Source organism: Prescottella sp. GW823-FHT02E09, from assembly GCF_058797375.1.
On record NZ_JBXAJP010000010.1, the window covers coordinates 129,973 to 149,332 of the forward strand.

At 65.4% G+C, this 19,360-nt stretch carries 13 protein-coding genes and 1 pseudogene; 11 read left to right on the plus strand and 3 right to left on the minus strand.

The window, feature by feature from the left end:
• Positions 1 to 52 precede the first annotated feature (52 nt).
• Together AC1RIF_RS22745 and AC1RIF_RS22750 are read right to left on the minus strand one after the other, a co-directional pair.
• Positions 53 to 1,132: an N-acetylglucosamine-6-phosphate deacetylase gene (locus tag AC1RIF_RS22745; protein ID WP_492603637.1), complete on the minus strand. Its 1,080-nt coding sequence runs from the start codon at positions 1,130 to 1,132 to the stop codon at positions 53 to 55.
• A gap of 226 nt (positions 1,133 to 1,358) precedes the next feature.
• Entirely contained in the window at positions 1,359 to 2,351 is a 993-nt protein-coding gene (locus AC1RIF_RS22750) for a LacI family DNA-binding transcriptional regulator (RefSeq protein WP_492603638.1), read from the minus strand.
• 302 nt (positions 2,352 to 2,653) lie between these two features.
• Between AC1RIF_RS22750 and AC1RIF_RS22755 the strand changes: the two genes are divergently transcribed.
• The 5 genes from AC1RIF_RS22755 (at position 2,654) to AC1RIF_RS22775 (ending at position 7,908) form a co-directional block, all read left to right on the plus strand.
• Entirely contained in the window at positions 2,654 to 4,198 is a 1,545-nt protein-coding gene (locus AC1RIF_RS22755) for a sodium:solute symporter family protein (protein ID WP_492603639.1), read from the plus strand.
• Positions 4,198 to 5,466 carry an AGE family epimerase/isomerase gene (locus tag AC1RIF_RS22760; protein ID WP_492603640.1) on the plus strand — a complete coding sequence of 423 codons (1,269 nt, stop codon included), beginning with the start codon at positions 4,198 to 4,200 and terminating at the stop codon, positions 5,464 to 5,466. Before AC1RIF_RS22755 ends, AC1RIF_RS22760 begins: the two co-directional genes overlap by 1 nt.
• A 71-nt stretch (positions 5,467 to 5,537) precedes the next feature.
• Entirely contained in the window at positions 5,538 to 6,311 is a 774-nt protein-coding gene (locus tag AC1RIF_RS22765; RefSeq protein WP_492603641.1) for a 6-phosphogluconolactonase, read from the plus strand.
• Complete coding sequence (locus tag AC1RIF_RS22770; RefSeq protein ID WP_492603642.1) at positions 6,305 to 6,952, plus strand: bifunctional 4-hydroxy-2-oxoglutarate aldolase/2-dehydro-3-deoxy-phosphogluconate aldolase; 648 nt, start codon at positions 6,305 to 6,307, stop codon at positions 6,950 to 6,952. Before AC1RIF_RS22765 ends, AC1RIF_RS22770 begins: the two co-directional genes overlap by 7 nt.
• Positions 6,949 to 7,908, plus strand: a complete 960-nt coding sequence (locus tag AC1RIF_RS22775; RefSeq protein WP_492603643.1) for a sugar kinase — start codon at positions 6,949 to 6,951, stop codon at positions 7,906 to 7,908. Before AC1RIF_RS22770 ends, AC1RIF_RS22775 begins: the two co-directional genes overlap by 4 nt.
• 1,548 nt (positions 7,909 to 9,456) lie before the next feature.
• On the opposite strand, the gene AC1RIF_RS22780 is transcribed toward AC1RIF_RS22775, so the two are convergent.
• A complete protein-coding gene (locus tag AC1RIF_RS22780) occupies positions 9,457 to 10,038 on the minus strand; it encodes a TetR/AcrR family transcriptional regulator (protein WP_492603644.1) in 582 nt (193 codons plus the stop codon).
• A 200-nt stretch (positions 10,039 to 10,238) separates the two neighbouring features.
• Between AC1RIF_RS22780 and AC1RIF_RS22785 the strand changes: the two genes are divergently transcribed.
• From AC1RIF_RS22785 to AC1RIF_RS22810, 6 genes and pseudogenes are all read left to right on the plus strand, one after another.
• The gene (locus tag AC1RIF_RS22785) at positions 10,239 to 11,849 is read left to right on the plus strand and encodes a CocE/NonD family hydrolase (RefSeq protein WP_492603645.1); all 1,611 of its coding nucleotides are present in this window, start codon (positions 10,239 to 10,241) and stop codon (positions 11,847 to 11,849) included.
• An 8-nt stretch (positions 11,850 to 11,857) separates the two neighbouring features.
• Positions 11,858 to 13,411 (plus strand): family 20 glycosylhydrolase, encoded by a 1,554-nt coding sequence (locus AC1RIF_RS22790; RefSeq protein WP_492603646.1) that lies wholly within the window; start codon positions 11,858 to 11,860, stop codon positions 13,409 to 13,411.
• Between the two features lie 633 nt (positions 13,412 to 14,044).
• Entirely contained in the window at positions 14,045 to 14,470 is a 426-nt protein-coding gene (locus AC1RIF_RS22795) for a hypothetical protein (protein WP_492603647.1), read from the plus strand.
• A 366-nt stretch (positions 14,471 to 14,836) separates the two neighbouring features.
• A complete protein-coding gene (locus AC1RIF_RS22800) occupies positions 14,837 to 15,904 on the plus strand; it encodes an NAD(P)/FAD-dependent oxidoreductase (protein ID WP_492603648.1) in 1,068 nt (355 codons plus the stop codon).
• Positions 15,905 to 16,108: 204 nt separating this feature from the next.
• Positions 16,109 to 16,453, plus strand: a complete 345-nt coding sequence (locus tag AC1RIF_RS22805) for a hypothetical protein (protein WP_492603649.1) — start codon at positions 16,109 to 16,111, stop codon at positions 16,451 to 16,453.
• Positions 16,454 to 18,717: 2,264 nt separating this feature from the next.
• Positions 18,718 to 19,065 (plus strand): annotated as a pseudogene (locus AC1RIF_RS22810) (hypothetical protein); the annotation flags it as partial.
• Positions 19,066 to 19,360: the final 295 nt, after the last annotated feature.

The following is a 19,360-nucleotide window of genomic DNA, read 5'->3' on the forward strand; positions in this document are numbered from 1 at the left end:
AACGGGTCTCCTCGACGGCTGCTGGTTCGAATTGGCTTTCGGGTGGCGTGCGCTAGGCGTCGGGCACAACGCCGACTTGATCGACAGTGAGCGTGGAATCGCCCTGCTGCCAGTGGAAATGAATGATGTCGGCCGCAGCTCCGGGGCGGATCTCGCCGCGCGCGGTCGGTACCCGTCCGTTGACGAACCGGGCCGGGTTCGACGTCGCGAGGGTGAGCGCGTCCGCCAGCGACAATCCGGCGATCTTCGTCGCACCCGCGACTCCGTCGGCAAGATTTCTCGCCGCTCCCGCGAGGAAGGGCGTCCCCAGGTTGGCGAGCCGCCCGTCGGACGACAGTTCGACGTGGCCACCGATGGGGGTGTCGTAGACGCCGGGCTCGAGCCCCGCGACGGCGACGCTGTCGGAGACGAGCAGTGCTCTGTGGAGACCCTTGGCGCGCAGCATGGCGGTGAGGGTCGATGCGGGCAGGTGGTGACCGTCGGCGATGAATCCCGCGGTGAGCCGGTCCTCCGCGAGTTGGGACCAGATGTAGTTGGGGTGGCGGACAATGTGCTGGTGCGCGCCGTTGCCGAGGTGCGTGGACAGGGTCGCCCCGGCGATCACCGCGGCCACGATCTGTTCGTGCGTGGCGTGCGTGTGGCCGATCGCGACATGCACCCCGTCGCGGCACAGGCCGGAGATGTACTCCGTGCTCTCAGGAAAATGCGGGGACAACGTCACCATGCCGACGAGCCCGGCACCTGCGTCCTGCCACCTTCGGTACTCGTCCAGCGAAGGTGGTCGAACCCATTCCCGCGCGTGTGCGCCGCGCGGACCGTCCTCGTCGGAGAGGTGCGGTCCCTCCACGTGCACATACGGAACGGCGTGGGCAACAGCCGGGCTCTGCCTGCGGGCGCGATCAATCACCCTCAGGCAATGGATGATTCGTTCTTCCGGCGCGGTGATGACGGTTGGGACGTAGGTTGTGACGCCGACTGACCTCAGTGCCTCGGTCAAGCCGATCACCGCGTCGACGTCGACGTCCGCGGCGTTGATGTCGAAGCCGGCGTACCCGTTGACCTGGAGGTCCACCAGTCCCGCCGACAACCATCCTGTTGCATCCGGAGGTCCGGGTGCGACTCGATCGATCACGCCGTCGCTGACGTGAACGCGAAGTGACCGACCCGAATGAGGGTCGACACCAATGATTTCCGTGGCCATGTTGTTCTCCCGAGACGAAGGACCTGAACGGCAGCCGAGTGGGGCGTGTGGCCGGATCGGCCGGTGCGCGACCATTGCATCGGTCCGGATCTCCAGCATGCGATGAAAAGGATTTCATGTCAAGACCGACGGGCGCGGGAAGTGATGAAGGACCAGATCAGATCGTCGAGACCGGATAGGCGTCGACTGAGACCGCCGTCGAGTTCCGCACCACCAGATGACCCTGGAAGGACAGCTGCTGCACCCCGGTGCCCTCGGTCAATGCGAGTTCGACCGCTACGCGACCGAGCTTCTCGCAGGGCGCGGACACCGTGGTCAGGGCCGGTCGCGTCATCCCGACCGGCAGGACGTCGTCGCACCCGATCACCGACATCTGTTGTGGCACGTCGACGTTCCGATCGTGGAGCCGTGACAGCACACCGAGTGCCATCTGGTCGTCAAAGGCGATGACGGCGGTCGCGCCGGCGGTGACGAGGAGATCGGCGGCGGTCACGCCCGCGTCGTAGCTGGGCGCGAACGGTCCCATGACATCCAGTGGCAGTCCGCGTGTCGCGCAGTGGCGCTCGAGCGTCGATCGTCGCCGGGTGTTGGACCAGGACCGCTCGGGCCCGGACAGGTAGACGATCCGGGTGTGGCCCAACTTGGCAAGGTGGTCCACTGCGTCACGCATGCCGGTATCTGTGTCGACGACCACTGACGGAACCCCGGGGTGCTCAGCATTGACCAGGACGACCGACCTCTCCTTCGCCAACGCGAGTAGCTCGCCGCCACCGAGCTGCGTCGCGCACAGAATCAAGCCGTCGACCTGCTTGATCATCTCGCGGGCGATGCGCAGTTCCCGGGTCGGGTCGAGGTCGGTGGTGGCCAGAAAGAGTGCCAGATCCGTCGCGGCGGTCTGGTCGGTGGCACCTTTGATCACCGGTGGGTAGAAGGGGTTGACGATGTCCGGCACGAGGATGCCCACGTTCCCCGTCTTCCCGGTGACAAGTCCCTTCGCAGCCCGATTCGGGGTGTAGCCCAGTTGACTCGCCGCCTCGAGGACGGCGTGGCGCGTCTGGGTCTTCAGTAGGTCGGGTCGACTGAATGCTCGCGACACCGTCGCGGGTGATACGCCCGCCAGGGCGGCCACCTCGATGATTGTCGCGGACATCGACCAACCCCGTTTCTCCTGGTAGCAGCTTTCACGCGAATCATACGTGCTTTGCATTGACACGGAGAAGACTCTGTGCAAACCTTTTCAGCAACGATCTGTGATGCAACCCACAAGGGGATTGCGGGCAGAGGGTGCCGTACGGCCGTGTGGTCACACGGATCGGTTCCTCGCAGCGCAGACGTCAGACAACTTGACCTCGGCCCATGTCAGTGGGCACTCAGTTCACTGCCGTGGGCCCTCCCGCGACGTCAGTCGCGAAGCGAGCACAGGTCACGGCCTCGAGATCGGGAGCGAAAATCATGGGTTCTGCCGACTGGGCGGTCTTGGGCGCCTACTTCGGGTTGATGGTGTTCATCGGGTGGTGGGCGAAACGACGAGTTCACTCGGCCGAGGACTTCTTCACCGCGGGCGGCGCGATGCCGTGGTGGCTGTCGGGCATCTCGCATCACATGTCCGGCTACTCGGCGGCGGTGTTCGTGGCGTATGCCGCACTGGCGTACACCACCGGCTTTGCCGTCTACGTGTGGTGGGCGGTGAGCATCACCATCGCGTGTGGAATCGGTGCGTTCGTCTTTGCACCTCGGTGGCCGCGCATCCGGCAACGACTGGGAATCATCTCGCCGCTCGAGTACCTCACGATCCGCTACAACCTTCCGGCCCAGCAGGTTCTCGCTTGGTCGGGGGCTGGGCTGAAGGTCTTCGACGTCGCTGCGAAGTGGGCGGCGAGTGCAATTCTGCTCAATGCCTTCACTGGAGTCTCACTACCGGCGGGAATCCTGCTGGTGGGTGGGGTCACGCTCGTCTACTCGACGATCGGCGGACTGTGGGCGGACGCCCTCACCGACCTCGGCCAGTTCGTGATCCAGCTTGTCGCCGCGATCGCGCTCTTGGTCGCTGCGTTGATCAAGCTCGGCGGATTCGATTCGATCTTCACGATGTGGGATCGGCTGCCGCCCAGCCATTCCGAGCCCTTCGCCGGAAACCTCACGGTCGGCTTCTTCCTCGCGTACTGCCTGATCAACTTTGTCTCCTACAACGGCGGTACGTGGAATCTGGCCCAGCGGTTCATTGCGTCGCCGAGCTCGTCGGAGGCACGCCGGTCGATGCTGCTGTCCGGCGCTCTGTACTTCGTCTGGCCGCTCGTCCTGTTCCTGCCGATGTGGGCGGCGCCGATCCTGCTGCCGGATCTCGCCAACCCGGAAGAGTCGTATGCCGAACTGGTCCTGAACCTGCTGCCGACCGGTTTGGTGGGTCTGGTTCTCGCCGGAATGTTCGCGCACACGATGGCGATGACGTCCTCGGACGCGAACGCGATTTCCTCCGTCGTGGTGCGCGACATCATCCCCGCGCTACGCGGGGCCCGAGGGCGGCTCGTCGGTCGTTCGGAACTGTTCGCCGGCCGCGTCGCGACGTTCCTGTTCATCGGGTCGTCGATGCTGATCGCGTTGTCCGCGGATTCGTTCGGCGGAGTGCTCGGTTTGTTGGTGCTGTGGTTCGGCGCACTCGTCGGCCCGATCGCGATCCCGATGCTGCTCGGGATGCTGCCTCAATTCCGGCGCTGTGGGCCTTCGGCGGCACTGCTGTCCTGGATCGCCGGCATCCTGGTGTTCGCGCTGAACCGGTACGTGATCAAGGATGAACTCGACTCTCTCGGCGTCGCCACCGCGCAGTCGCTGACCGTCTCCACGCCGATCCTGGCGTCCGTCGCCGTGTTCGTTCTCGTCGGCCTCGTCCGCCCCTGGCACGACTCGGAATCGGACGAGCTGATCGACGCGATCGCGCACGACCCCGTCGACGAATCCGCGGTGGTCGTGCCGGGCGCCGAACTGCACGGGACCCGGTGATGATCTCGCAGGACGGGTCGTGGGCGCGGACAGTGCTCGAACGCGACATTCTTCCGTGGTGGATCGACAACGGTGTCGACGACGAAAATGGTGGTGTCTTCACCTGTTTCACGAATACCGGCCACCTGCAGTCCACCGACAAGTTCAGCTGGTCGCAGGGCAGATGGGCCTGGCTCTGCGCGGAACTGAGCGAAGACATCGACCGGGGAATCCTCAGTGGAGACGCTGCCTCGTGGCGGCGCCGGTCACTCATGACCGCCCGCTTCCTCCATACGCACGCGGTGCTCGACGGTCCGATCACGGCCTTCTGCACCGGTCCTGTGGGTGGCGCGCCAGTGGACAACGAAGCCGGACACGGAATCAGCGTGCTGGCAGATCTTTTCGTATCCCTCGGCCTTGCCGGTGCGGCCCGCCTGTTGCCGGAGGACTCGGCCGAGCGTGCGCAGTGGCTGTCGACGAGTCGAGCACTACTCGACCATGCCGAGACTCGGATCGCCGATCGGTCCGCACCGACCGCGCCCTACCCGGTACGCCAGGGATACACGGATGCGGCGAGCTTGATGTTGCTCGTGCACGTCGGAGGTGAACTCCACAGGGTCGACCGCCTCGACGACAGTAGGAAGGTGGTCGAGCGTGCACTTACCGCCCTCGTCGGCGACCGGGAGACCACGGGGATGTGGGGTCCGGCGTGGGCGTGGGAGCTACGTCCGGACCGAGCGGACGAGCGCGACACCGTGTTGAGTCGGCACGTGACACCCGGGCATGTACTTGAGACCCTCTGGATGGTGGTCGATGCCGTCGACCACTGCACCGGGCAGGCGATCGACCTTCCCGACTGGCTGCCCGAATTAGCCTGTCGCATTTTGGAACTCGGATGGGATAGCAGCGACGGAGGCTTGTTCCGGTACGTGGACCGGTGGCAGACCGGCGGTGCGCAGCCGGTTGGGCGTACCTACGATGACGACCCGCTCGAACGGTTGATCCTCGATACCTGGGACACGAAGCTGTGGTGGGTGCACGTCGAGGCCGTCTACGCGGCCCGACTGTTGTCGTCGAGGTACGACTGCCCGGAATTAGAGTACTGGTACAAGAGAATTCGCGACTACACGCTCGAGACCTTTCCCGCCGGCCACGGAAACGAGTGGATCCACATCCGTTCCCGAGACGGTAGCGTGCTCGACCGCGTAGTCGCGCTGCCGGTCAAGGACCCGTTCCACATTGCGCGCTCACTGCTGCTGCTCAACCGGTTGGAGCGCGGCAGCCGGTGAATCCGAAGTACCGAACACCGTCTCGCATGGATCGTGTTCGAAACAGAAGCATTCGACAAGAAAGGCACAGAATGTCCAGGGAGATCGACGTCGACGACAGCACGATCGACGTGCAGGTGTCCGCTACCGCCGAGCAGGCGGGGCGGGCTGCCGGCAGGACGGCGGCACGTGCAATCATCGAGGCACTCACCGAGCGACCCACTGTCCGTGTCGCGTTCGCGGCAGCGCCATCGCAGGATTGGTGCCTGGCCGAGCTTGCCGATGCCCCCGGCATCGACTGGCAGCGCGTCGTCGCGTTCCAACTCGACGACTACGTCGGTCTGCCGGTAGGGGGCCCCGGAACGTTCTCGCGGTATCTCGATCAGCATCTGTTCCGGGCGGTGTCACCGGGAACGGTGCACTACATCGACCTGACCGGAGACCCCGTCGCCGGCTGCGACGAATACGGCCGACTCGTCTCGGAGCATCCGCTCGATCTCGCGCTGCTCGGGATCGGGGAGAACGGCCACCTCGCATTCAACGATCCGCCCGAGGCAGATCGGCACGATCCGCAGCCCACCCGGTTGGTCGAACTCGACCTCACCTCGCGTATCCAGCAGGTCAACGACGGGTGTTTCCCACGCCTCGAGGACGTGCCCGAGCACGCGTTGACGCTGACGTTGCCGACCCTGCTCGGCGCTTCGAAGATCGTCTGCACGGTACCGGGGGCGCGCAAGCAAGAGGCGGTCGACAACGCTCTGTCCGGTGCCATCGGATCGCATTGCCCGGCTTCGTATCTACGCGAGCACCCCGCGACTTCGTTGTTCCTCGATTCGGAATCGGCGCCTGGGGGTTCCCGATGGTGACACGAGTCCCGGTCAGCTCCGCACTGAACGACACCGGAGTCGTGGCAGTGCTTCGCGCGCGGCACGCCGCGCAGTATCGGCCGGTGGTGACGACGTTGATCGAATCCGGAATCCGTTGTATCGAACTGACTCTCACCACACCGGAAACGCTCGACGAGTTGGCGACGCTCGTCGACGAGGTTCCGGCGGGCGTGGAGATCGGAGTAGGTACGGTCACCAGCGGGGCGCAGGCTGTTTCCGCACTCGGCGGCGGTGCGGCGTTTCTCGTGACCCCTACGGTGAACGAGGCGGTCGCCGAGGTTGCCCGCACACACGAAACACCGATCTATCCTGGATCATTCACGCCCACCGAGATTCTGCGGAACTGGAATTGCGGTGCGAGCGCTGTGAAGGTGTTTCCTGCAGCGACCGTCGGCCCCGACTACTTCGCGCAGATTCGGGGCCCGTTCCCCGATGTCGCTCTGCTGCCGTCGGGTGGGGTGGAGGTCGACGACATTCCGGCTTGGATCCGCGCCGGCGCCGTCGCCGTCAGCATCGGCAGCCCCCTGATCGGGAACGCCTTCGACGGCGATCTGGACGGCCTGCGGGTGCGTGCATGCCGAGCCCTCGAGCTGGTGAGAGAGGCACGGGAAGGGCGATGAACCGCGATCGGCAGCCGCGAGTGCTGACCTTCGGGGAGTCGATGGGACTCGCCGTCAACACGCGGGTCGGGTCGATTCTCCACGACCGATCGCTGGAGTTGGGTTTCGGTGGCGCGGAAACGAACGTGGCGATCGGGCTTCGGCGGCTCGGTATCCCGGTGACCTGGGCCAGCCGAGTTGGTGACGACGTCATCGGACGCCTGATCCTCCGGGAGCTCGCCGCAGAGCGCGTCGACACGCGGATCTCGGTCGACCCGGATCGACCGACCGGATTCATGCTGAAGGAAAGGCGCTACCGCGCGCAGTCCGACGTCTTGTACTTCCGGCGTGGCAGCGCGGCGTCGGCGCTGACACCGGCCGATCTCGGCCTCGGATCGATCTCGGATTTCGCCCTCCTGCACCTGACCGGGATCACGCCGGCGCTGTCACCGATGGCACGCGAGACGACCTTGGCGGCGGTTGATGCGGCTGCCCGGGCCGGGGTTCCGATCTCGTTCGACCTCAACTACCGGTCCCGGCTCTGGACGCCGGCGGAAGCGGCTGCCGTGTTCGCGGAGATCATCCCGCGGAGCGCGGTGGTGTTCGCCGGCGTCGAGGAAGCCCGACTGGTGTTTCCCGAACTGGAATCACCGGCGGATCTCGCTTCCGCGCTCGTCTCCCTCGGCTGCGTCGACGCGGTGATCAAGCGGGGCGATGATGGGTGTACCGCATCGATCGACGGCCGAATCCTCGATCAGCGGGCGGTCGACATCGAGCCCGTCGACACGGTGGGTGCGGGTGACGCGTTCGTCGCCGGGTATCTAGCCCAACTGCTCCGCCGGGCAGGTCCACAGAATCGACTCGAAACAGCGGTCATGGCCGGGGCACTCGCCTGTCTGACACCAGGTGACTGGGAGGCCGCGCCGACCGGTTCCGAACTCGAACGATTCCACGCCGGCGATTCAGTCCAGCGCTGAGTGGAACAGAGCGGCAGTTCCGCGGTATCGGTGTCCACTTTGCCGCGGACCTGCGACGGCGACGAACGTCGGGCTTGCCGGAGCCCGACGTTCGTCGCCCACTTCTAGTGGTTTGTCCGGGCGCTGAGTATGGAGGAAGGGCGGCGGCGGCCGACACCCGGCCGCACCGGCAAGAATCCGGTCAAGTTGCGGCACGCAATCGTGGTGTCGATGCCGGCTACGCTGGATTTCCACTGGGGACGTACCTGCACCGCCACTCCCCTCCTGTCACCTGAACCCCCGTACCAGACCACCATCTCACCCCCAGAACGCGTCTCCGAACCCCAGATACGACGTCTCGAAACCCGCACACCCGCGCATGCGATCCATGAGCCCCGCATCCGACAGGGCATGGCCGCTTTCAGGACCACCGCGGTTGGGTAGAAGATGGCGAGCTTGTCGAAGCGGGTCGCGATACCGCGCCACTGCTCGAGGTGGCAGAACCGGCGTTCGATCACGTTACGGCGGTGTGCCTCCTGGCCGAATACCTGTACCGCACAGGCAAACACCGAGACATCCGCGTCCGCACACCGGACCCCTTCACCATGATCCGACTCCGGCTCGCGCTCTACCCTCGACTATCCGATCGAACGACTCTTCTGGCTCGGGTCCACAAGCGCCATCACGCTCACAAAGCAGCAACCAAACTGGCCGGAGACCACACCCCGTCGTCATCCGGAACGTGCCATCCGACCAGTTCAAGACAGCAAACGGCCACCGCACCCGAAAGGGTCAGGGCCCCACGTGTCGCCTCAGGGCGAATCTCTGCCAAGCGCCCGGTCCACCAGACCCACAGCCGCCTTCAACCCAGGACCCGGATGCCGCTCCCGCAACGCCCTGACCGCCGACACCCGATCCGACGTCGACGCCACCGCAAACTCCACATCCACCACCGGAACATCCTCCGGCGCAACCAGCACCCGCACCGGCTCACCACCACGCCGCCGGAACCGGCCCACACACTCCCAACCCGCACCCACCACGACGAACACCCATAGCCCAAACCGAAACCAGTGCCAGCCCGACGGATCAGTGAAAGCGTCCTGGACAAAGACCAGCCCGCCCAGAAGAACCCACGCAACTAGCGCAACAAACGGCCCCCACACATCCAGCCACGACGACACACCCCGCCAACTCATCCCCATGTCCCCAGCAAAACACACCGAACAGCCTTACACCCAACACCGGCATGAGAGCCGAGCCGCACCGCGCGAACGCGATCGGTGACACTGACGAACGGGACCGGCCCGCTACCTTCGGCCGTGATCGATTGGGGCGGAATCTCTCTCGGGGCCCTGCGATCGACTGCCTTGTCGCAAGGTCGCTGCTGACGCCGAGTACCCGGGGTGCCGGTTACGCGTTGGGGTGGTCGTGGACACATGGATACGTAGCCGCGCATGGGCTCTGTCGACTGCACGGTCTGGGCGCAACAAGTAGGCCGTCACTCACCAGAATGTTTCCGGGTGCAGGTCCGAGTGCATCCACACCACCCGGCCGCGCGGCGACAGTTCAGTCGTCGTCCGCGATGAGCAATCGCGCGAGAGTCGATGTGAACCGTTCCGCGTCGACGCCGCCCGGAAGCTCGCCGAAGAACGTGATGTTGAGGAAGTATCCGACCATTGCAGACATCATCACCGCCGCCGCGGCCTCCGGGTCGTCGCGGACCGCTGGGGCGGTGCCACCGAGCGTGAGGTCCTGCACGCCGAGGTCGATCCCCATGTCGACCATCACCTCGTGCACGCGGTCGGCAACCTTGGGTTGAGACCCCCTCTCCCACATGAGAATTGAGATCATAGGACGCAGGTCCGTCAAAAACTCGAGGTCGCCGAGGAGTTGAGCCGCGAGTGCGGCAGTCTTGCCGAATCCGGGACCGGGCAGGCGCACCGCAGGCTTGCTCACTCGGGACATCTCCCGCTCGATCACGTGGCCGAGTAGGTCGGATTTGTCGGCGAAGTGCCGGTAGAAGCTGCCGCTGCCCGCGGAGAGTCCGGCCGCGGACTCGATCGCGGTCACCGTCGTGCCGGCAACCCCCTTGGAGGCGAACAGTTCGAGTGCCGCGTCCATGATGCGATCCCTGGTGTCTCTGGCCACCGCGCAAGAATACCCTTGCAGTATGCAAGAGATACCTTGCATACTCGCTTTGGAGCCAGTCCACACCGATGCACCAGAAGGGCCTCGATGAACGGCGAACTTCCTCCCCCCGATCTGATCGGCACGCTCACCGGATACGTCCTCATGGTGCCCCTGTCGATCCTGTCCAACCTGGCTCAACTCATCACGGTGGTGTTCTGATGCCGAACATGAAGGGGTGGCCGCGTGCGAGGCGCTCGGTGCTGGTCATTGCGGTAGCCGGTGCCGTCTCCGCGGGAGGACTCGTGCTGCAGACGCCAGCGGTCGGTGCCGTACCAGTTCCGGGCGGCCAGGCGACGACGATCGCCGTACCGGGTGCCGACGGAATCCGCCTCAACGCGGTCATCATCGCTCCACCGAACATCGCAAACCAGAAGAACCCACTCGTCCTGCAGCCGTCGGGCTGGGGCATGCCGGCGATGGGCAGCCTTGGTTCGGCGTACAAGCTCTCCACAGAGCAGGGTTTCGTCTCGATCGAGTACACCGCTCGGGGCATGTACCTGTCCGAGGGGGAGGTGAACCTCTTCGCCGAGAAGGACGCGGCGGACGTGTCCGCGATCATCGACTGGGCGATCACGAATCTGAACGCGGATCCCGGTCGAATCGCGATCGCGGGCGGCTCGTACGGCGCCGGCCTGAGCCTTGTAGCGGCAGCCCACGATCGACGCATCCGTGCTGTCGTCGCCGATTCGCCGCCCGGAGACCTCGCCGAGGCACTCGCCCCGAACGGCACGATGAAGACCGGTGGCCCTGCGGCCCTCGCCGCGACAGGATTCGCCACCAACCGTTTCAGCGCCGAAATGGTCGACAAGGCCGGGCGCGCCATCCTCACCGGCGATCCGAGCACGGTACAGACACTCGGCAACAGACGACTCCTCGCGAGCGCGATCGCGGGGCTGAACGCGAACAACACGGCCGTGTTCCTCGCCCACGACTGGCAGGACAGCCTCTTACCGTCCGGGCCCACGTTCACGATGTTCGACCAGCTGACCTCTCCGAAGATGCTGTACATGCAGGCCGGCGATCACTCGACCGCCGGCGGCTCCGGTCAGATCGCCGGACTCGCCAACCCGATCTGGGATGCTGGGCTCCGGTGGATCGACCACCATGTCAACGGCGTCGACAACGGGATTGACAACGAACCAGTGGTCAACATGTCTCCGGCCAACGGTGGCCCGTACGTCGGGTATCCGTCCGTGGCGGCGGCAGTCAATGCGCCGCGGTCGTTCCCGCTGGCCGCGCCGGCGGTCGGCGTGATGGGTGCCGATCCGAACCAACAGTGGGCCGAACCGCTGCGATCGGGGATCACCACGTCTGTTGCAGCGGTACCCTACGTCACAGGGACGCTTGCGCAACTCGGTGTGCCCCCGGCGATTCCCCTCGGGTCGGTCGACCGAAACAAAGCGGGAGTCTGGCGCACTTCGCCGTTCGCCAGCGGTGCCCGTTTGACGGGCACACCGACGCTCGAGCTGTCGGTCGACCCGTCGACTCCGGACCTGACCCTCATCGCCGTCCTGTACGACGAGGATCCGAGCGGTATCGGCAAGGTAATCACATCCGGGCCCGTCACCCGGCACGGCCTGAGAGCAGGGCAACCGAACCGGATCGACTGGGCTCTCTCGCCCACCGACTGGAATCTTCCTCCCGGACACCGGTTCACAATGACAGTGACATCGCAGGACCCGGTACCATTCGTCAGCGCTACGCCGATGGGCAGTGCCGTCACGTTCTCGGCACCGTCGGCGGCGGACCTCCCGGTCACAACGCCATGATGGTCGTGATGCCGCCGACGGCAGCCGTACTGCTTGCGGGTGTTCTGGCCACGGGTGGCGCCACCAACGCGGACGGAACGACGATGCCCGCGGTCGCCACCCTGCCCCCGACCGTGCCGAGTGTGCAGCAGTGGACGCCGGACGGGGGGCGTTTCGTCCTCGGAGACACGGCCCGAATCGTCGCGAGCGCCGAGACGGAGCCGGCCGCGCGACAGTTGGCCGTCGACATCGGCCGCGACGGGCGGGGGGACCTCCCGGTCATGGTCGGTGACACGGCGCGGCCGGGTGACGTGGAGCTCCGTCTCCACGACTCCGCGCCCGATCGGCCCGAGTCGTACCGAATCGACATCGGCACGACGCTGTCAGCGGTGGCACGCACCCGTGAAGGAGCAATCCTCGCTTCCCAGACGATCCTCCAGTGGCTCCGTCAGACGAGCGTTGTTGCGAGCGGGACGGTCAGCGACTGGCCCGACTACCCCGAACGGGGCCTGATGTTGGACACCGGCCGCGAGTTCTTCACCGTCGGATGGGTGAAACAGCGGATCCGCGAGGCCGCGTACTTCCGGATGAACATGGTGCACCTGCACCTTTCCGACGTGGGCGGCTTCCGGCTGCAGAGCGACGTGCACCCGGAGATCACCTCGCCCCAGCACTACAGCAAGGAAGACATCCGCGAGATCGTCTCGTATGCACACAGTTTCGGTGTGGAGATCCTCCCGGAAATCGGCTTTCCCGGACACATGAACGCCATCCTGGACAAGCACCCCGATCTGAGGCTGACCCCAGCATCCACGTCGTCCACCGATGCGCTGGCCGACCAGTTGCTCGCCGGAAGCCGCGACGGGCGAATCGACCTTGCCAAACCGCACTCCTACACCCTCATCGAAGACATCCTGCGCGAGTTCGTGCCGCTGTTCCCCGGCCGGTACTTCCATATCGGCGGAGACGAGTACGTCACCGACTATTCCCGCTATCCGCAACTGGGGGCGTACGCGAAGCGCACGCTCGGAGACCGATACGGACCGGAGGACCTGTCGTCGTCCTTCTTCAACTGGGCCAACGGGATCGTGAGGTCCTACGGCAAGACGACCCGCATGTGGAACGACGGAATGTCACACACCGGGCTGATCCCGATCGACCCGTCGATCATCGCCCATTACTGGACTGTCGGTGGCGAACTGACCCCCTGGACAGGGAATGGGAAATCACCGGGTCAGCTCATCGACGAGGGACGTCTGATCGTGAACTCCGCGTTCACTCCCACCTATTTTGCAACCGGGGGATACGCGGAACCTTTGAACGCGCCTCCGGAGCTGCTCTATGAGTGGGACGTCGGACTGTTCGTCGACGGCCGACGATTGAGCCTCTCGCATCAACAGCGCGTATTGGGAGCCACACTGCACGTCTGGTGCGACGATCCCACCGCGATGACCGAGGAACAGATCGTCGAGCCCCTACTCACCCGTCTGCCGATCCTGGCACAGCAGGTGTGGGCGGGCACAGGAGGCGTACCGTACCCGGACTTCACGGCGCGCGTCCAGGCGGTCGGGCGTCCCAGCTGACCTATGGAAGGGAGCTGAGGATGGTCCGTCACCAGTGCGCGTGTGGAAGCACATCCTCCCCCGCCTCAATGAGGGTTCTCTCGGTCAACTGCTGCAACGCTTCTTCACTCGGTGACACAGGGCCGACATGCCTCGGTGTCAGTCGCGTGATCGCGGGTGTGAAGTCCGCGGCCGATGAGCGGGCGCTACCCCGAATCCGAAGACCGCGCCTCCGGATTCGGGCCAGGGCCGGTCGAGCCCCGAGCCATGTCGTGTTGAGAAGCGGCCCACTCTTCGCCGCTGAACCGACCGTAGCGCGAGCCGCTGACAGGCCAAGTCGACCCACCCTTCCTATGCAACTACCTATGCCGGACCAACATGCCGGAAGGGACGACTCGGTAACTCGCCAGCGCTGGTCGCGTTTCGCCGACCCACGGACGACCGAAAACGGTTGTGACTTTCAGCGATAAGTGGCGCGGTTCTGACGGACGAACGTGGCGGAGCTATTGCAGCTACGCATCGTCGATGCCGGGTGGCCCCGAACGGGTGTTTCACGGTCGGGGCCACCAGTTGTGGACGTAGGCTGACAGTATCCTTCGGCCAGCGCCGGTGTTCGCGACCAGGAGCGGGCCACCAGGGCTGGGAGGTCCATCGATGAGACCACGTCACCGTCTGCGCCGAACATCCATCGTCGCAGGGGCTGGTGCAGCGCTGCTTCTCGCGGCACACCCGGCCGCCGCCGCACCGACCGACACGGTCTTCCCCATTCCCATCGCCGGGATCAGCGTCAGCACGACCGGACTCCTGAGCTCGGGCTACTCCTACCTGACCGCCACCACCGACCCAGACACTCCCGGAGTGACCCGACTGGGGCTGCCGTTCGCCGGTGTCCACATCCACTGGCGAAACATCTCCACCGGCGCAGCGGGTGTCACATACCTCGACCACCCCGGCGGCAGATCGGTCGAGACCGGTTCCGGGACGGTGGTCGCCGTTGCCACGGCGCCCGGTGGGGTCGACGGGATCAACTACCGGATAGTCGTCATCACGCCTGGCGCCGGCGCCTGGACGGTCCCCTGACCGACTCGCCTGCCGCCCCTCGGAACGACTGGAGCTGCTCGAGGGGGTGAGCGGGGCCTCACCGGCACGGCCGCACCGCCGACGCCGGCACCCACCGATCCATGCCAAAAGGCCTCGACCACTGACTGTCGGGATCGAGAACTGAGCTCACTCGGGGCCTGGTGAGCGGGCGACCCGCGTGCCCTCCCGGACCGCGGGGCCGTCGCCTACGGAACGTCGACGGCTGCGAATCCCGTTGTGGTCGTGCCGGGTTCGGGTATGACGGTGACGACGACCTGCCAGGTCCCGGTCGACAGAATTGCCGCCGAGTAGCCGTACTGAGCGCGGGGCCTACGGATGTAGACCCGGCCAGGAGTTGTCTGTCGAATGAAGCGTCCAGATACCGTCTTGCTCATGTCACGGTTGAATGATCGAAATGACGGCTCGATCCTCGTGGTTGGCGCCGGCATCGTTGGTGCTTCAATCGCGTCGTATCTGGCTCGCGCTGGTCACGAAGTCACGGTACTGGAGCAGAGCTCCGCAGCAGGAGGGGTGACCGGCAACTCTTTCGCCTGGGTCGGCCTCTCGAAGAGTGCCGGCGAGGCCTACTCCGATCGGCTCCGGCGGACCGCCGCCGAGGAGTTCGACCGCCTCGAGCGTGAACTCACTGTTCCTTTCGGTTTGCGCCGCGAGGGCGCGATCACGTGGGAGGAAACTGAGGCGGAGACGCGGGAGTTCGTCGACGCCCATCGTGCGCTCGGCCATCCGATCGAACTCCTGCGCGGGGAGGACGTTCTTGCTCGTGAACCGGGACTGCGTGAAACCCCGATAGTGGCCGCGTACGCGCCACACGACGCCGGAGTTGACCCAGCTGCGTTCACTCGAGCGCTGCTTCGGAACGCTGAAGGTCACGGCGCTACAGTGCATTCCGGGCGGCCCGTGCTCTCGCTCCTCACTGAAGGGGCCAGAGTGTGCGGTGTGGCAACCACTCACGGGCCGATCTACGGCTCGACCACCGTGCTCGCCGCAGGCACCGCGATCCCTCGCCTCGCGGCGTCGGCCGGACTCGTCGTTGAGATCGACGCCTCACCGTGCTGCCTGATCAGATGCTCGACCCCGTATCCGCTCGTGAGAGGGATCCTGTCCACCCCGGAGTTCGAGATCAGGCAGTTGGACGACACGACGCTGATCGCGGCCGAGGATGTCCCGGCCGGGTTCAGGGGCGACGCACGCGAGCTCGCCGAGCCTACTTTGAGAGCGCTCCGGCGGTTACTCGTTGGTGGTGACCACGTTGAACTGATCGACGCAGTGGTGGCTGACCGCCCGGTCCCGCGCGGCGGCCGTCCTCTTCTGGGCTACGCAGACGGGGTATCGGGGCTTTACCTGGCTGCCGCGCACCCTGCGATCATTCTGTCTGGAGCGATTGGGGTGTACGTGGCCCAGGACCTCATCTGAGCGCGAGAACCCTCTGAACTAGCCCGAGTATCGCTGTCGAGCAGCACAGCTCCATCGCCTTGACGCTCTCGGCGACGTGGCCATGGACGCCACGGCACAGAAACTCGACCGGCTCAGAGACCAAGACGCTGTGGCATCCTGACGGGGTGAGCGAGCAGACTCGAACGGATTCGTCCCCGATGCCGGCGGCGCAATCGCTGGCCGATGCTCGGCGACGTGCTGATCACGTGGGCTTTCGTGGGCGCCTTCGGCTTGCTGGTATTCGTCCCCTCGATGATGGTGTCCCTGTTCGGCGCCGCCGCTCTGAAGCAACAATTCCGTTTCGGACGCTGGCTCGTCTCGATCGGCAGTGCCGCAGTCATGCTCATCGTCGCTGCTCTCACCTACGGCATCATCGCCGAAGCACTTACGCCGCCTGAGAGGCGAGACCCGTACAGCTGGGGGCCGTCCCTCTCGCCTTTCCCGGCCTCGCTGGTACTTGTCCCATACCTCGTGATCGCTGCCTCCAACGGGTACGTGATCGCCCGGCTTTGGAAGCGCTCCGCCTAGCACGAACGCCCCTTTGATCGCGCGGCAGTGCCCAGCAGATACTCAGACACACCGTGCCACTTTCGGCCACCACAACCGTGCCACTTATCGCTGCAAGCCACACATATTGGTGACCACACGCACTACTGGATCGGCCCTCTGCACTGAGCCGGAGGACATCGTCCTTCGTGAATGGGAAGGACACCTCGATTCTCGAGAGCCACACACCGCCCACACTCTCCTTCGAGGTGACCGGCAACGCCACGAGCTCGAAGGGTGACCAAGTCCGGCCCCTGGGTAACGGTGCCGGCGACAAGTATCCGACCTTCACGCTAGCCGCCTCGGACAACGAAGCCCGCGGCACCTCCACACAGTGACCCAAGATTGACGAATAAGCCCTACCCCAATCATGTTCGGATAAGAGCTTCGTCGATCGTAGGTCTATCCGTGAGTCGGCTTCGCCCGTACTGTCCAGTTCGCACCACCTCAGACAGTGCAGACGCGACCCCGCCCGGGTGGTGACTGGTTCGGGCGGGGCCGCGCTACGTGCCACTCAACCATCGACCGCGGAATCGTCAGGCGCAAATTCGATGGCGGCGCCTTCGAACCGGTAGACGAGGTGATCGACCAGGTCTGCGTCCGGCTGGCGGTCAACCAGTTGAGGCCGGCGTGACACGATGATTCGCCGCGGTCGGCCACTGGTCGTGACCACTGTCGGCGGGCGCGTTGTTCGACGCTCCGGTACGAGGCCAGCTCGTGTGCCGACACAGCGATGGCCACGGTCTCGATCTTGCTCGGCACGTTCACAACGTATCCCGATGGACCAGGCAGATGGACACAGGTATCAAACCGGGTATTTGTACCGTCGTGCTCTCCAGCCATGGCGCGACAGGGTGGACCTGTTCGAACAGCCCACCCCCAGGGAGCGCCCCACATGCTTGCCGAGAACCTTCAACCTGTAGCCGACTCGCTCACCACCTGCGACCCATCGAAGACTGGGACAGTGGTGGCCCTTCGTCCGATCCAAGACATCCCTCGAGCGTGGGAGCCGACGCCCCCGCGGATGGTCATCCTCGCCCTGGATAGCGGCCAGTGGTCGTTCGCGTGGATTCGAGGGCCACGACAGATCGTGCCCGGCCTGCGAGTCGAGTTCCGCGAGCACCCCAGCGACGCCACGTTCCCGACGTTCATCCCTCTCCGAATGCCCGACATCCACTGACGCAGGGACCAGACCCGGACCGAACCTGCTCGGCGACAGGCCACTACCGGTAGCCGGCGCGAATAGGGGCTGCGTCCGCGGTGCGCGGGCCCCGCACCTTTTCCCCCTCGGGTGCGGGGTCCTTCCGACAACAGGTTGGCGCTGGTTACGTGAGCCCCTGTAGGCCCGTGATCTTTCGCTCGACGTAGCCGAGCATCGACGGTGCCCCGGCTCAGGCGACCAGCTCGCACTCAATGGCTGTTCCTGCGAATCGGGACTCGAGGACCCTCGACGGGATGAAGGAAGGGGTGAATGTCGTACGGCCGGCAACCATTCCTCCAGCCTGCGCGAGGTGTGGGCGTTAGCGTCGCAATCGCTGCAGGCCAACCCATGCCTGCAGCATCTGATGCGCGCCTGCCTCCGACTAGGGGCGTGTCGGGAGCCGGGCGGCGGGAAGCAGGGGGTGCCCGCCGCCTGGACTCCTGCCGGGGCTCAACTCCTCACACAGGGTACGTTCTAGACCGCACCCTTCGGCCAGCACCTGTTCGCCCTCCCGCTTCGGGCAGACGTGTCAGCTAGTCCCACATGACGCCTTCGTAGGTGTGGGTGACGTGCAGGGGTTTGACGATCGGCAAAAAGGCGCCCAATCGGAGGGGCGGTCAGGCGCGACCAGTGCCGGGTGAGTGACGGAGGTCGTCCCGTTCGCTGTGATCTTCAGCTGTTGGTGGCGTGGATGTCCATTCAAACCTTCTCTTTCGGCCACCTCTGAGGTCTAGCCTGACCTGACAGGGTCGGGAGACAGACACCCGGGGGGGTGAACGTGATCCCTGATGGCTTGATGGTGGACTCCCATTGCTGTGGGAGTGGAGGCGCATGATCTGGGCCGTGATCCCATGCGACCTCGGCGGACGCTGCCCCTGATTAGAGGTGAACTCGGATGGACCCATACGGGATTTGGTTCGGCCCCATCGGCAACCTGTTGGACATCGTGAACTACTGGCTGACCTACGGCCACCTGCCCGGCTGACGCCTGGAACAACGACAGCGGGTCGGCCTGATTCGATCGCGAGGGTCCTTGGAGGTCGTCATGATCGATTTCGTTCGCCGATCCGTCGCCTGCGCCGCCATCGTGGCCGGTTCGGTTCTGGCACCGGCGGCCATCGCCTCCGCCGCGGCCACCGTTCCGTTCCAGATCGACCCGGCGCCGTTCGGAAACCCGAACGGCAGCTTCGACGTACCCGCGTTTCGCTGCGCGGCCGTGGCCGGCGAACAGCCCGGGACGGTGACGATCACCGGCCCGAAGGAAGGCCGGTGGGGATGCCTGCTTCCGTCAAACGTGCACTGGCTGAACCTGTCTAACGGAGCCTCCGGCTCCGCCCAGATGTCGAGCGGCTTGGGCGGACGACCGGCAGCGGTCCTGCCGACCGGGTACGGTCCGCGGAGATCCGTCACATCATGCGAATCAACTATCACGATCACCGCCGACGGTGTCGAAACCCGCACGCAGCACCCTCATCGTGGGCGCCCCCTGATTTGCCATAGCCCCGGCCGCCACTTACCGCTGAGGAATCACCGCCACGGAACCGCTGAAGGTCACAGCCGGAGCAGGCATCGCACAAGGGTGTCCTGTATGACGATCGGCAGCCCCTTTCGGACATTCGCACAACGGCGAGGGGGTCGCGGGTCAGCTTGCGTGGTCGTTCGCATCGACGACGAGGAGTCTGGCGAGT